Raw genomic sequence first — 13,254 nt, forward strand, 5'->3', positions numbered from 1 at the left:
CTACGCTCAGTACGCTCATCGCGGTGGACCCGTCAGTACCCGGAGGTGGCCGATCGTGACCGTCCGTAGCTCCTTTGTCGTAGTGGCGAACCGTCTGCCGGTCGACGAGGTGAGCACACCCGAGGGCCGGCAGTGGCGACGCAGCCCGGGCGGGCTGGTCACCGCGCTGCACCCCGTACTCGCCGAGCACAAGGGCACGTGGGTCGGCTGGGCCGGTGGCACCGGTGCGGCCCCCGAGCCGTTCGACCTGGAAGGGATCCGGCTGCACCCGGTCCCGCTCAGCGCCGAGGAGTTGGAGCGCTACTACGAGGGCCAGTCCAACGCGACGATCTGGCCGCTCTACCACGACGCGGTGGAGACACCCGCCTACAAGCGCCGGTGGCGGGAGGCGTACCGCCTGGTCAACGCCCGATTCGCGGAGGCCGCAGCCGACGTGGCGGCCGAGGGCGCGACGGTCTGGGTGCAGGACTACCAGCTCCAACTGGTGCCGGCGATGCTCCGTGAGCTCCGCCCGGACCTGCGGATCGGGTTCTTCCTGCACATCCCGTTCCCGCCGATCGAGCTGTTCATGCAGATGCCGTTCCGCACCGAGATCCTGCGCGGTCTGCTCGGCGCCGACCTGGTCGGTTTCCAGCAGCGGCTGGCCGCGCAGAACTTCGTCCGGCTGGCCCGGCACCTGCTCGGGCTGCGCTACGAGGGGCAGATGATCCAGGTCGACGGTCGGCAGGTGAAGGCGGGCGCCTTCCCCATCTCGATCGACACCCAGGAGATGGAGCGGATGGCCGCCGATCCGGCGATCCAGGCCCGGGCCAAGCAGATTCGCGCCGAGCTGGGCGACCCGAAGACGATCATCCTGGGCGTGGACCGGCTGGATTACACCAAGGGCATCGAGTTGCGGCTCAAGGCCTTCCGGGAACTGCTGGCTGACGGAAAGTTGACAGTCCCCGACGCGGTCATGGTTCAGGTCGCCACACCCAGCCGCGAGCGCGTGGAGCACTACCAGGCACTACGGGTGAAGGTGGAGCGCGAGGTCGGTCGGATCAACGGCGAGTTCGGCAGGGTCGGCGTGCCGGCGGTCCATTATCTCCATCAGTCGTACAGTCGCAGTGAGCTGGCAGCGATGTACGTTGCTGCCGACGTGATGATGGTGACCCCGCTGCGAGACGGAATGAACCTCGTGGCGAAGGAATACGTAGCATCACGTGCCGACCAGGGTGGCGCGCTCGTACTCAGTGAGTTCGCCGGTGCCGCCACCGAGCTTCGCCAGGCATTTTTGTGTAACCCGCACGACCCGGACGCGGTCAAGGACGCCCTCCTCCGGGCAGTGCACGTGGAGAAAACCGAGGCGCGCCGCCGGATGCGGACAATGCAACGTCACCTGCGTACCCACGACGTGGGCCACTGGGCCAAGTCTTTCCTCTCGGAACTCGGAGTTCCCGAGGCGGAGGCCGAGTGAACACGTCCGTCAACGATGGGGCGGCAGTCGCCACCGGGGTCATGGACCCTGAGTTGCGCTCCGCCATCGGCCGGATAGCCCGGGTCCCCCAACTCCTTGTCGCCTGCGACTACGACGGCACACTGGCGCCGATCGTGGAGGACCCGAGCACGGCCGTTCCACTACCCGAGTCGGTGGCCGCGGTCCGCGCGCTCGCCGCGCTACCGCAGACCACGGTGGCGGTGGTCTCCGGTCGGGCGCTGCGCGACCTGGCCGCCCTCTCGCGGCTGCCCAGCGAGGTGCACCTCGTCGGCAGCCACGGCTCCGAATTCGACATCGGCTTCGTCGAGCGACTCTCCCCCGAGCTGGTCGCCGTGCGGACCCAGGTCCGCAACGCCCTGCGTGAGATCGCCGCCCAGCACCCGGGCATCCGGCTGGAACGCAAACCGGCCAGCGTCGCGATGCACACCCGTGGGGTCGACCCGCAGATCGCCGCCGCCGCCATCGAGGCGGTCCGCAGCGGTCCGGCCACCTTCGACGGCGTCACGGTGACCCAGGGCAAAGAGGTCATCGAACTCTCCGTGGTGGCCACCCACAAGGGCACCGCGCTCGACCAGTTGCGGACCCAACTCGCCTCCAGCGCGGTGCTGTTCATCGGCGACGACATCACCGACGAGAACGGGTTCGGCCACCTGCACGGTCCCGACCTCGGCATCAAGATCGGTCCCGGCGACACCCAGGCCAGCTACCGGGTGGCCGACCCGCTGGAGGCCGCCCGCGCGCTGGCCCTGCTGCTGGAGACCCGGCGGCACTGGCTGTTCGGTGAGCGGGCGGTGCCGATCGAACGGCACTCCATGCTGGCCAACGGTCGTACCGTCGCTCTGCTCACCCCCGAGGCCAAGGTGAGCTGGCTCTGCCACCCCAAGCCGGATTCGGCGGCGATCTTCGCCGACCTGGTGGGTGGCAGCCCGGCCGGTCACTTCAGCGTCGCCCCGGAACGCGGGGGCATCCCGCTGGGCCAGCGCTACCGCTCCGGCACGATGACGGTGGAGACCCGGTGGTCCGGGCTCACCGTCACCGACTGGCTGGACAAGCCGGCTCGGGAGACCACCCCGGGCGACAGCCCGGCGATCCTCACCGGCGACTCGACCCTGGTCCGGGTGCTGACCGGCAGCGGCAAGGCCACCGTCGAGTTCGCGCCGAGGCCGGAGTTCGGCCAGGTGGCCGTCCAGTTGCAGCCGCTCGGCGACGGCCTGCTGGTGCTCGGCTCGAACGAACCGGTCGCTCTCTACGCCCCCGGCGTGCAGTGGGAGGTCAGCAACGACGGAGGCTACGAGACCGCCAAGGCGACCGTCGACCTCTCCGCCGCCGGTGGGCAGGTGGTGCTGGAGCTGCGTTTCGGCACACACAGCCTGGAGCACCACCGGGTGCCGATCCACGAGCGGCAGGCCGCGGCCGAGCAGCCGTGGAAGGACTGGGTGGCCTCGCTGCGGTTGCCGTCCACCTCCCGCGAACTGGTCGCGCGCAGCGCCCTCACCCTGCGCGGGCTCTGCCACGAGGCCACCGGCTCGATCCTCGCCGCGGCGACCACCTCGCTCCCCGAGGAGCTGGGCGGCGTCCGCAACTGGGACTACCGCTACTGCTGGCTGCGCGACGCGGCGCTGACCGCCCGCTCGCTCGTCGACCTGGGCTCCATCGAGGAGGCCGAGGCGTTCCTGCGCTGGGTGGACGGCTGCATCGAGCGCACCGGCGGCCACCCGGAGCGGCTGCACCCGCTCTACACGATCGACGGCTACGAGCTGGGCGCCGAGGCGGTCATCGACACGCTGCCCGGGTACGCCGGCTCCCGGCCGGTCCGGGTCGGCAACCTCGCCAACCACCAGTTGCAGCTGGACGTCTTCGGCCCGATCGCCGACCTGATCGCGGCCGTCGCCGACGCTCGCGGCTCGGTCCGCGACGACGAGTGGCGGGTCCTGGAGAACATGGTCGAGGCGGTCCGCCGCCGCTGGCACGAGCCCGACCACGGCATCTGGGAAGCCCGGCTGCCACCCCGGCACCACGTCTTCTCCAAGGTGATGTGCTGGATGACGGTCGACCGCGCGCTGCACGTGATGCGCGAGCACGGCGGCGAGGACCGAGCCGAGTGGAAGGACCTGCGCGACCGGATCGGCGCCAACGTGCTGGAGCACGGCTGGCACTCCGACGTCGAGGCGTACAGCGTGGCGTACGGGGACGAGGACATGGACGCCTCGTCGCTCTGGATCGGGCTCTCCGGCCTGCTCCCGGGCGACGACCCGCGCTTCCTGTCCACCGTCCTGCGGATCGAGGCGGACCTGCGCAGCGGCCCCGTCGTCTACCGCTACCACTGGGACGACGGCCTGCCCGGCCGTGAGGGTGGCTTCCACATCTGCACGGCGTGGCTGATCGAGGCGTACCTGCGCACCGGCCGCCGCACCGACGCCGAGGAGCTGTTCGCGCAGATGGTGCTGACCGCCGGCCCGACCGGGCTGCTCCCCGAGCAGTACGACCCGCTCGCCGAGCGCGGCCTGGGCAACCACCCGCAGGCGTACAGCCACCTCGGTCTGATCCGCTGCGCCCTGCTGCTGGACAACATGCTCAAGCAGTAGTCGACGCAGAGACCACGACGGGCCGGAGCAGCGCTGCTCCGGCCCGTCGTCTGTCCCAACTCCCGGCTCCCGGCTTCCGGCTTCCGGCTTCCGGCTTCCGGCGAGATCTTGGACAGTTTCCGTCAGCGCGTGACTATTCAGCGCGTGACGGAAACTGTCCAAGATCTCGAATCGCTGCGGATGCAGCGGCTCCCTCAACCGTCGAGGGTGTTGACCACGTCGCCTATGACGACGACGGCGGGTGGCCGTACCTCGGCCGTGAGCACGTCGGCGGCCACCGCGTCGAGCGTCGACCGCAGCACCCGCTGGGTGCCCGTCGTGGCTTCCTGAACGACGGCGGCTGGGGTCTGCGGCGACCGACCGTGGGCGATCAGGGTGGCCGTGATGGCGGCGAGGTTCTTCAGCCCCATCAGGATCACCAGGGTGCCGTGCAGACCAGCGAGGGCGTCCCAGCGCACCAGCGAGGCGGGGGCCTCGGGTGCCAGGTGTCCGGAGACCACGGTGAACTCGTGCGCCACTCCCCGATGGGTGACCGGGATTCCGGCCGCGGCCGGGGCGGCGATCGAGCTGGTCACCCCGGGCACCACTGTCACCGGGACACCGGCGGCGGCGCAGGCCAACAACTCCTCGCCGCCGCGCCCGAAGACGTACGGGTCGCCGCCCTTGAGCCGCACCACGAACGCGCCGGCCAGCGCACGGTCGACCAGGATCTGGTTGATCTCCTCCTGGGCCCGGGACGGGCCGTAGGGGATCTTCGAGGCGTCCACCAGTTCGACGTCCGGGCGCAGTTCGTCCAGGAGCAGTCCGGGCACCAGCCGGTCGGCGACCACCACGTCGGCCTCGGTGAGCAGCCGCCAGCCCTTCACGGTGATCAGCTCCGGGTCCCCCGGCCCCGCCCCGACCAGCGCCACCCGCCCGACCCCCCGCAAGCCGCCCGCACCGGCACCGAGCCCGCCAGACCGCGCGGCGACGGCACCGAGCCCGGCAGCCGGCGCAGCGACGGCACCGAGCTGACCAGGCGGGGCAGCGACGGCACCGGTCTCACCGGGCGGCGCAGCGACGGCACCGGCCTGACCAGACGGCGCAGCGACGGCACCGGCGGGTGCCAGGCGTACCGCGAGAAGGTCGCGGACGGCGTCGCGGACGGTCATCGCCCGGTGCGGGTCGCCGCCGCCGAGCACCGCCACGGTGACCAGGCCGTGCCGGGTCACGGCCGGGGTCCAGGCGGTGGCGGCGGTCCGGTCGTCGGCCCGGACGCAGAAGATCCGCCGCTCGGCGGCGACGGCGCTCACCGAAGCCGCCGCCATCGGGTCGTCGACCGCGACCTGGACCAGCCAGGCACCGTCCAGGTCCTCGGGCTCGAACCGGCGCGGCACCCAGTGCAGCCGACCCGCGTCGGCCCGGGCGCGCAGCGCCGGAGTCAGCTCCGGGGCCACCAGCAGGACGTCCGCGCCGGCATCCAGCAACGCGGGTACGCGCCGGGTGGCGACCGCGCCGCCGCCCACCACGACCACCCGCCGCCCGTGCAGCCGCAAACCCAGGGGGTACGGATTGGAGGTCACACCGCACCACCGAGGCGGACGGCTCGTTCGCGGTACGTGCTCACTTCTCGGCCACCCCCGCCGAGTCGAAGGTGGCCACCTCGTGCAGCACCCGGACCGCGCCGGTGACCACGGGCAACGCCAGCAGCGCGCCGGTGCCCTCACCGAGGCGCAGCCCCATATCGATCAGCGGATCGAGGCCGAGGTGTCGCAACGCGACAGTGGCACCGGGCTCGGCCGAGCGGTGGCCGGCGACCATGGCGCAGACCGCGTCCGGGGCGAACGCGGCGGCGGCGAGCGCGGCCGAGACCGCGATCACACCGTCCAGCAGCACCGGTGTGCGGCGCGCCGCAGCCCCCAGGATCAGCCCGGCCAGGGCGGCGTGCTCCAGACCACCGACGGCGGCCAGCACGCCCAGCGGGTCGGCCGGGTCGGGGGTGTGGCGGGCCAGGGCGGCCCGCACCACAGCCACCTTGCGCGCGTACGTCGGGTCGTCGACCCCGGTGCCCCGACCGGTGGTGTCGAGTGGGTCGGCGCCGGTGAACGCGGCGATCAGCACGGCGGCCGGGGTGGTGTTGCCGATGCCCATGTCCCCGGTGAGCAGGATGCCGGCGCCGGCGTCGATCAGTTCGTCGGCGATCCGGATGCCGGTCCGCACCGCCGCCAGCGCCTCGTCCCGGGTCATCGCGGCCGTCACCGTGAGGTCGCCGGTGCCCCGGCGGACGGACGAGACAACCAGCCGGGGCACGGCCGGATCGAGCACGGCCGGGTCGACGGCCAGGCCGCTTCCGGGGTCGAGCACGGCCGGGTCGCGCACGACCGGGGCGACGGCCCGGCCGCTGCCCGGGTCGAGCGCGGCCGGATCGAGCACGGCCGGGTCGGTGGGCAGCGGGGTGGCCACGCCGACATCGACCACGGTGACCGAGGCACCGGCCTGCCGGGCGAACGCGTTGACCACCGCTCCACCGGCCAGGAAGTTGCCGATCATCTGGGCGGTGACCTCCTGCGGCCAGGGGCTGACCCCCTGGGCGTGCACCCCGTGGTCGCCCGCGAAGATCGCCACAGCGGCCGGTTCGGGCAGCGGTGGTGGGCAGACTCCGGCCAGGCCGGCGAGGCGTACCGAAAGCTCCTCCAGCGCGCCCAGCGATCCCGCCGGCTTGGTCAGCCGGCCGTGCAGCTCCCGGGCGGCGGCCATTGCCGCTTCGTCCGCCGGGCGGATCGCCGCGATAGTGGTCTCCAGCATCATGCCTCCATGGTCTCGCGCAGCACGTCGATGAACGCGTCGGTGGTGTTTCGGTCACGTACGGCCACCCGCAGCCAGTCCGGGCCGAGGCCGGGGAACGTGTCGCCTCGGCGTACCGCCCAGCCGCGCTCGCGAAGGGCGGCCCGGACCGCTGTCGCGCCCGGCAGGCGTAGCAGGACGAACGCGCTGGCGGGACGGCCGACGACGCGTACACCGGGCAGTTCGGCGAGGCGCGCGACCAGGTGCTCGCGGTCGGCGGCGAGGTCGGCGGCGATCGCGCGTTCGGCCTGGACCGCGACGGTGCCGGCGCAGGCCGACGCGGCCGCCAACGCGGGTGTGCTGACGGCCCAGAGCGGTTGGACGGCGGCCAGCCGGGACAGCAGCTCCGGCGCGCCGAGCAGGTAGCCGACCCGCAGCCCGGCCAGGCCCCACGTCTTGGTGAGGCTGCGCACCACGAGCAGCCCGGGGAGGTCGCGGCGTTCGGCCAGCGACTCCGGTTCGCCGGGGTGCCCTGCGGCGATGGTGGTGTCGGCGAACGCCTCGTCGACCACCAGCACCCGGCCGGGGCGGGCCAGCGCGGCCACCGCCTGGGCGGGGTGCAGCACCGAGGTCGGGTTCGTCGGGTTGCCGATCATCACGAGGTCGGCGTCGGCGGGCACCCGGGACGGGTCGAGCCGGAAGTCGTCGGCGGCGTCGAGCAGCACCCGCTCGACCGGGTGACCGGCGGCCCGCAGCGCCGCCTCCGGCTCGGTGAACTGGGGGTGCACCACCACGGGGCGGCGCACGCCGCGCAGCGCCTGGGCGATCAGTACGAACCCCTCGGCGGCGCCGGCGGTGAGCAGCACCTCGTTCGGGTGACGGCGGTGTCGGGCGGCGACCGCCGCCCGGGCCGGCGCCGGGTCCGGATAGCGGGCCAGATCGGTCAGGGTCGCGGCGATCGGATCGGCCAGCCAGGCGGGCGGCCGTGCCCGACGGACGTTGACGGCGAGGTCGATCAGGCCGGCGGTCGCCTCCGCGTCACCGTGGTGGGCGAGGTCCGGCTCGACCCCGGCGGGTGGGACGACCGCGCTCGGCTGATCAGACATGTCCGCGATCCTGCCGGGAAGGCGGCCGGTGGGACAGCCGATCTCGGCGTAAGCCGCGTCACCACTCGCCGGTTTAAGAGTTCTTCTCATGTACGAATCGGAAATGTCATAACTTGACCAGGTGAGCAACCGACCCCTTGCTGCCGCTGGTCGTCTCGTCCCTCTCCTCCGCGCCGGGCTGATCGCCGGAATCGTGATCGCCGCCGTCGCGTACCCGGTCGTCGCCCTCACCGGGCTCGGCGCGAAGGCCACCGCGCACGCCGTCGACCAGAAGACCCGGGTGCTGAAGACCGCCCTGCCCGCCGAGACCTCGTACGTCTACGGCCCGGACGGCAAGACCGTGCTGACGATGTTCTACGAGGAGTACCGGCAGTACACGAAGCTGTCGGACATGTCGCCGAACATCCAGCAGGCGATCATCGCCGCCGAGGACTCCCGCTTCTACCAGCACCACGGTGTCGACCCGAAGGGCGTGGCCCGGGCCTTCGTCTCCAACGCCCGCTCCGGAGGCTCCCAGGGCGCGTCGACACTGACCATGCAGTACGTCCGGATGGCGCTGCGGGACAGCGCGACCACGCCCAAGCAGGTCCAGGAAGCCACCCAGCAGACCAGCCTGCGCAAGGTCAAGGAGATGCGGATGGCGCTGGACCTGGAGAAGGAGATCAGCAAGGACGAGATCATGGAGCGCTACCTGAACTCGGCGTACTTCGGGCACCGGGCGTACGGCATCTACGCCGCCAGCGAGATCTTCTTCTCCAAGACCCCGAAGGACCTCACCCCGGTCGAGGCCGCCACCCTGGCCGGACTGGTCAAGTCCCCCTCGGAGTACGACCCGGCCGACTCCGACCAGAAGGAGGCCACCGGGCGGCGCAACTACGTGCTGGACCGGATGAGCCAACTCGGCTACCTCTCCCCCGACTCGGCCGCCGCCGCCAAGGCCGAACCGATCCGGCTCAAGCTGACCACCCCACCGCACGACTGCGCCGCGGTGGCGGAGAAGTACAACAGCTGGGGCTTCGCCTGCGACTACCTGAAGAACTGGTGGAGCGCGCAGCCCGCGTTCGGGGCGAACCGGCTGGAACGGATGGACAACCTGCGCCGGGGCGGCTACCGCATCGTGCTCAGCCTCGACCCGAAGATCCAGGCGGCCGCGGAGAAGAACGTCGGCGCGAAGGAGGCCACCGGCAGCCCGTTCGCCAACGGAATCGTGGTCTCCGAGCCGGGCACCGGGCGGGTGAAGGCCATGGCGGTGAACCGGACGTACTCGCTGGACCTGGCCGAGAACCCGCTCAGCTCCAACCCGGAGGCCGGGCCGAAGGTGAAGGCCAACTACCCGAACACCGTGGCACCGCTGCTCGGCGGCGGTGACCTGGCCGGCTACCAGGCCGGATCGACCTTCAAGATGTTCCCGATGCTGGCCGCGCTCGACGCGGGAATGCCCCTGTCCACCTCGTTCAACGCCCCACACCGCTACCGCTCCGAGGTCTACGACGGCTGGGCCCCCTCCAACGCCAGCGGCGCCATGTCCGGTCAGCAGACCATGTGGTCCGGCTTCGGCAAGTCGGTGAACACGTACTTCGTCTGGCTGGAGGAGAAGGTCGGCGCGGACCGGGCGGTCCGGTTGGCCGAACAGCTCGGGCTGCGGTGGCGCACCGACGTCGACCGGGACCACGCGTCCCCGGACAAGGCGAAGAAGTGGGGCGCGTTCACCCTGGGCGTCTCCGACGCCACCCCGCTGGAGATGGCGAACGCGTACGCCGCCATCGCGGCCGACGGCCGCTACTGCGAGGCCATCCCCGTACAAGCGATCATGAACCGAGACGGCACGCCCGCCACGTACGCCACACCGGGCGGTCTGCACCGTGAGGTGGCCAAGCCGCGCTGCCGGCAGGTGGTGAGCGCGGACGCGGCACGGGCGGCCACCGACGCGGCCCGCTGCCCGACCGGCGACACCCCGGCGCGCGGCAGCTGCGGCGGCTGGTCCACCGCCGACAGCGTGCGGGGCACCGTCGGACGCCCGGTGGCCGGCAAGACCGGTACGACCGACAGCACCCGGTCGGCCTGGTTCGTGGGCTACACCCCGGAGTTGGCAGCGGCGAGCTTCATCTCCGACCCGGACAACCCGTTCAACGCGGTCGGTGACGGGCAGTCCCAGATCCCGATCAAGGCGGTGTCGGAGACCCTGCGCGACGGCTTGAAGGGCACCCCGACCCGTCAGTTCACGCCACCGTCGGACGCCATCGTCGGCTGACCCGCGCACCAGTCAGCCGAGAACGCTCAGCGCAGGCCGGCAGGGCGCAGCGCAGGCCGAGGACGCTCAGCGCAGGTCGGCGGCGACGAAGGACCACAGCTCCAGATCCACCCGGCCGCCGCTGACGAACCCGGCGTTGCGCAGCAACCCCTCGTAGCTGAACCCGGCCTTCTCGGCGACCCGGCGCGAGGCCAGGTTGCCGGGAGCCACCCGCAGCTCGACCCGCTGGAAGCCGTGCTCCAGGATCAGCGCGATGGCCACCGCGTCGACCGCCTCGGCGGCGAAGCCGAAGCCCCGCGCGTGCGCCGCCATCGCGTAGGAGATCTCGGTGAGGCGGGCGCCCCAGTCGGTGCGCCGGGTCCACAGCGAGCCGACCACCTGGTCGTCCTCCCGCCGGAGCACCGCGTAGTGGTCGCCCTCTCCGCTGTCGCGCCGCTGCCGGGCCAGATCGGTGCACCAGGCCAGCCCGTCGATCGGGCCGGAGTCGTCGGGCAGCGGCAGCCAACGCCGGGTGAGCTTGTCGGCGAAGATCTCCCCGGCCGCCGCCGCGTCGGCCGCCGTGAGCTGCCGCACCTCGGTACGCGGGGTGGAGACGGTCAGCACCGGGAATCGGCGCACCGCCACCTGACCGATCACACCGACACCTCGCCCGACTGCGCGGGCACCACCTCGCTCGTCGGATCGGCAGCCGCCGCGGCGACCAACCGGGCCGCCGTCGCCGGATGGCTCGCCCAGTGCAGCGTGAGCTGCGAGGCGTGCACGTTGCGCCAGACGAAGCCCTCGGGCGTACCGCCGTCCCAACTCCAGGCCGGGCGCTGACCGGCGCGGGGGGTGAGCACCGCGCGGTGTGCCTTGTGCCCCACCAGCACCGTGCCGTTGGCGGCGACGACGCTGTCGGTCTGGGCGGCCGCCTCCCGGTAACCGGCCACCACCCCGTCGCGGCTGACGCCCACCGCGTCCAGGACACCGCACATCGGCAACCCGTCCAGCTCCCGGGCCAGCCAGAGCAGGCCGGCGCCCTCGGCGATCACCGGGCGACCGGTCCGCGCCAACTCGGCCACCGCGATGCAGAGCCGCCGGTTGGCCGACAACTGCTCGGCGTACGCCTCGGGCAGCGCGCCGCCGACGACCAGCGCGCGGGTGCCGACCGGCAGCGCCTCGTCGCGCAGCGGGTCGACGACGACGACCTCGGCGCCGGCGGCCCGGAGCAACTCAGTGGTCTCCGGGTGGCTGAAACTGCCGCCGGGCCCACCGGCCACCGCCACCAGTGGGCGGTTCGCCGGCGGTGTGAAGGTGCCGAGGGCCTCCTCGGGAGACCAGGCCGGCGCCGGCAGCGGCGGGGCGGAGCGGGCCAGCCCGAGCAGCCGTTCCAGGTCGACGGTGGCGGCGACGGCCTCGCCCAGCCGGCGGACCGCACGACCGGCGTCGGCCGAGCCCTCGACCACCGGGGCCACCCCGTGCCGCCGCGACGGCAGCACCGCCGGAAGGTCCTGTCGACGCAGCGCGCCGTAGACCGGCACCCCCACGTCGTCCAACGCCTCACGCAGCATCCCCTCGTGCCGCGACGACGCCACCCGGTTGAGGATCACCCCGCCGAGCCACAACTGCTCGTCGTAGGAGCGGAAACCGTGCACCAGGGCCGCCACCGACTGACCCATCGCGGCCACGTCGACGACGAGCACCACCGGGCTGCGCAGCGCGGCGGCCGCGGCAGCGGTGGACTCCTGCTCGGGACGGCCACCGACCGAGTCGTACAGGCCCATGCTGCCCTGCACCACGGCCAGCCCGGCACCGGCGGCACCGTGCGCCACCAGCGGGGCGAGCCGGTCGAGGCCGACCAGTCGGGGGTCGATCACCCGGCCCGGCCGGCCGGAGGCGAGACCGAGGTAGGCGGCGTCGACGTGGTCCGGCCCGAGCTTGAACCCGGCGACGTCGACCCCTCGCTCGGCCAGGGCGGCTAGCAGCCCGATCGCCAGCGCGTTCTTACCGTGCCCGGAGGACGGCGCGCTGAGCACCAGGCGCGGCACGACGGTCATCATCGACTCCTCGCGAGCGGCGGTGGGTACGCGACGGGACGACCGAGGCCGATCCGTCGGCGTGACGATACCCGCCCCGCCGCAGGCGCGAGCACCGCCAACCGGGGTGCCCGGCCCGGCCCTGGCCGGATCCCCGGCCGCCGGCCCCGGCCACTCCGGCCCGGTCCAGGTCAGTGGCGCCGGTCATACGAGTAGCCTCGGTGCCGTGTACCGGTTCCTGCTGAGCCCACGCTGGCTGGGCGCTCTCGCGCTGACCCTGGTCGCGGCCGCCGTCATGGTGTTCCTCGGCAACTGGCAGCTCGACCGCTACCGGGGGCGCACCGAGGTCAACGAGCGGATCGACGCGGGCCAGCGGATGGCGCCGGTGCCGTTCACCGATGCGCTGCGCGCTCCCGCCGGCGGCGCGGGGACCGCCGGTCCGGCCCCCGCCGAGGACAAGGTCTGGACCCGGGTCACCGTCACCGGCCGGTACGACCCCACGAACACCGTGCTGGTCCGTGGCCGCACGGTGGACAGCCGGGTCGGTTTCGAGGTGCTCACCCCGCTGGTGCTCGCCGACGGCACGGCGGTGCTGGTGGACCGGGGCTGGATCCCGCCGGCGCCCGGTGGGGCGACCGCGCAGCCGTCGGTGCCGGCCGCGCCGACCGGCGACGTGACCGTGGTCGGCCGGGTGCACGAGACCGAGAGCGGCGCCGGCGCGGTGGCCCGACGCGACGGAGTGCTGGAGATCCGGCGGATCGGGGTGTCGCGGCTGGCCGGCGAGCTTCCCTACCCGGTCTACGGCGCGTACCTGCTGCTCGACGAGCAGACCCCGGCAGCCGATCCGGTGTTCAAGGCGGTGCCGGTGGGGCACGCCAACAACTGGCAGAACTTCGGCTACGTCGTGCAGTGGTGGCTGTTCGCGGTGATGGCGCTGTTCGGCTACGGCTGGGTGGCCCGCCGGGAGGCGCGCCGGGCCGCCGGAATCGGCACCGCCCCGGCTCCGCTGGACCGGGCCGCCGAGCCGACGCCGACCGCTTCCGCCTGACCTCGCCCG

General features: G+C 72.9%; 9 protein-coding genes. 4 read left to right on the forward strand and 5 right to left on the reverse strand.

Features of this window, described 5'->3' with window-relative positions; all coding sequences use genetic code 11:
* Positions 1–55 precede the first annotated feature (55 nt).
* On the forward strand, positions 56–1,456 hold the full coding sequence (locus ACZ6NZ_RS27895; RefSeq protein WP_030333449.1) for an alpha,alpha-trehalose-phosphate synthase (UDP-forming): 1,401 nt from the start codon (positions 56–58) through the stop codon (positions 1,454–1,456).
* Positions 1,457–1,497: 41 nt separating this feature from the next.
* On the forward strand, positions 1,498–4,062 hold the full coding sequence (otsB, locus tag ACZ6NZ_RS27900) for a trehalose-phosphatase (protein ID WP_366612781.1): 2,565 nt from the start codon (positions 1,498–1,500) through the stop codon (positions 4,060–4,062).
* Between the two features lie 194 nt (positions 4,063–4,256).
* Here otsB and cobA read toward each other — a convergent pair whose 3' ends face one another.
* From cobA to cobC, 3 genes are read right to left on the reverse strand one after another with little or no spacing between them, the layout of a single operon-like run.
* Positions 4,257–5,624, reverse strand: a complete 1,368-nt coding sequence (cobA, locus tag ACZ6NZ_RS27905) for a uroporphyrinogen-III C-methyltransferase (RefSeq protein WP_465860944.1) — start codon at positions 5,622–5,624, stop codon at positions 4,257–4,259.
* A 40-nt stretch (positions 5,625–5,664) separates the two neighbouring features.
* Positions 5,665–6,846, reverse strand: coding sequence for a nicotinate-nucleotide--dimethylbenzimidazole phosphoribosyltransferase (locus ACZ6NZ_RS27910; RefSeq protein ID WP_465860945.1), 1,182 nt, complete (start codon positions 6,844–6,846; stop codon positions 5,665–5,667).
* A complete protein-coding gene (cobC, locus tag ACZ6NZ_RS27915) occupies positions 6,846–7,931 on the reverse strand; it encodes an Rv2231c family pyridoxal phosphate-dependent protein CobC (RefSeq protein ID WP_465860946.1) in 1,086 nt (361 codons plus the stop codon). Before cobC ends, ACZ6NZ_RS27910 begins: the two co-directional genes overlap by 1 nt.
* 121 nt (positions 7,932–8,052) lie before the next feature.
* Between cobC and ACZ6NZ_RS27920 the strand changes: the two genes are divergently transcribed.
* Positions 8,053–10,182 (forward strand): transglycosylase domain-containing protein, encoded by a 2,130-nt coding sequence (locus tag ACZ6NZ_RS27920; protein ID WP_465860947.1) that lies wholly within the window; start codon positions 8,053–8,055, stop codon positions 10,180–10,182.
* Between the two features lie 66 nt (positions 10,183–10,248).
* Here the strand turns inward: ACZ6NZ_RS27920 and ACZ6NZ_RS27925 are convergent, their stop codons facing one another.
* Positions 10,249–10,818, reverse strand: a complete 570-nt coding sequence (locus ACZ6NZ_RS27925; RefSeq protein WP_465860948.1) for a GNAT family N-acetyltransferase — start codon at positions 10,816–10,818, stop codon at positions 10,249–10,251.
* A complete protein-coding gene (locus ACZ6NZ_RS27930) occupies positions 10,815–12,218 on the reverse strand; it encodes a cobyrinate a,c-diamide synthase (protein WP_465860949.1) in 1,404 nt (467 codons plus the stop codon). The genes ACZ6NZ_RS27925 and ACZ6NZ_RS27930 overlap by 4 nt, the downstream gene beginning before the upstream one ends.
* Before the next feature lie 205 nt (positions 12,219–12,423).
* Between ACZ6NZ_RS27930 and ACZ6NZ_RS27935 the strand changes: the two genes are divergently transcribed.
* Positions 12,424–13,245, forward strand: coding sequence for an SURF1 family cytochrome oxidase biogenesis protein (locus ACZ6NZ_RS27935; RefSeq protein ID WP_465860950.1), 822 nt, complete (start codon positions 12,424–12,426; stop codon positions 13,243–13,245).
* Positions 13,246–13,254: the final 9 nt, after the last annotated feature.

The organism is Micromonospora sp. NPDC047756, assembly GCF_055587245.1.

Bases quoted from the DNA above. Each gene is read 5' to 3' on its own strand.
- otsB (WP_366612781.1), top strand. From the start codon at position 1,498: ATGGACCCTGAGTTGCGCTCCGCCATCGGCCGGATAGCCCGGGTCCCC.
- ACZ6NZ_RS27910 (WP_465860945.1), bottom strand. From the start codon at position 6,846: ATGCTGGAGACCACTATCGCGGCGATCCGCCCGGCGGACGAAGCGGCA.
- cobC (WP_465860946.1), bottom strand. From the start codon at position 7,931: ATGTCTGATCAGCCGAGCGCGGTCGTCCCACCCGCCGGGGTCGAGCCG.
- ACZ6NZ_RS27930 (WP_465860949.1), bottom strand. From the start codon at position 12,218: ATGACCGTCGTGCCGCGCCTGGTGCTCAGCGCGCCGTCCTCCGGGCAC.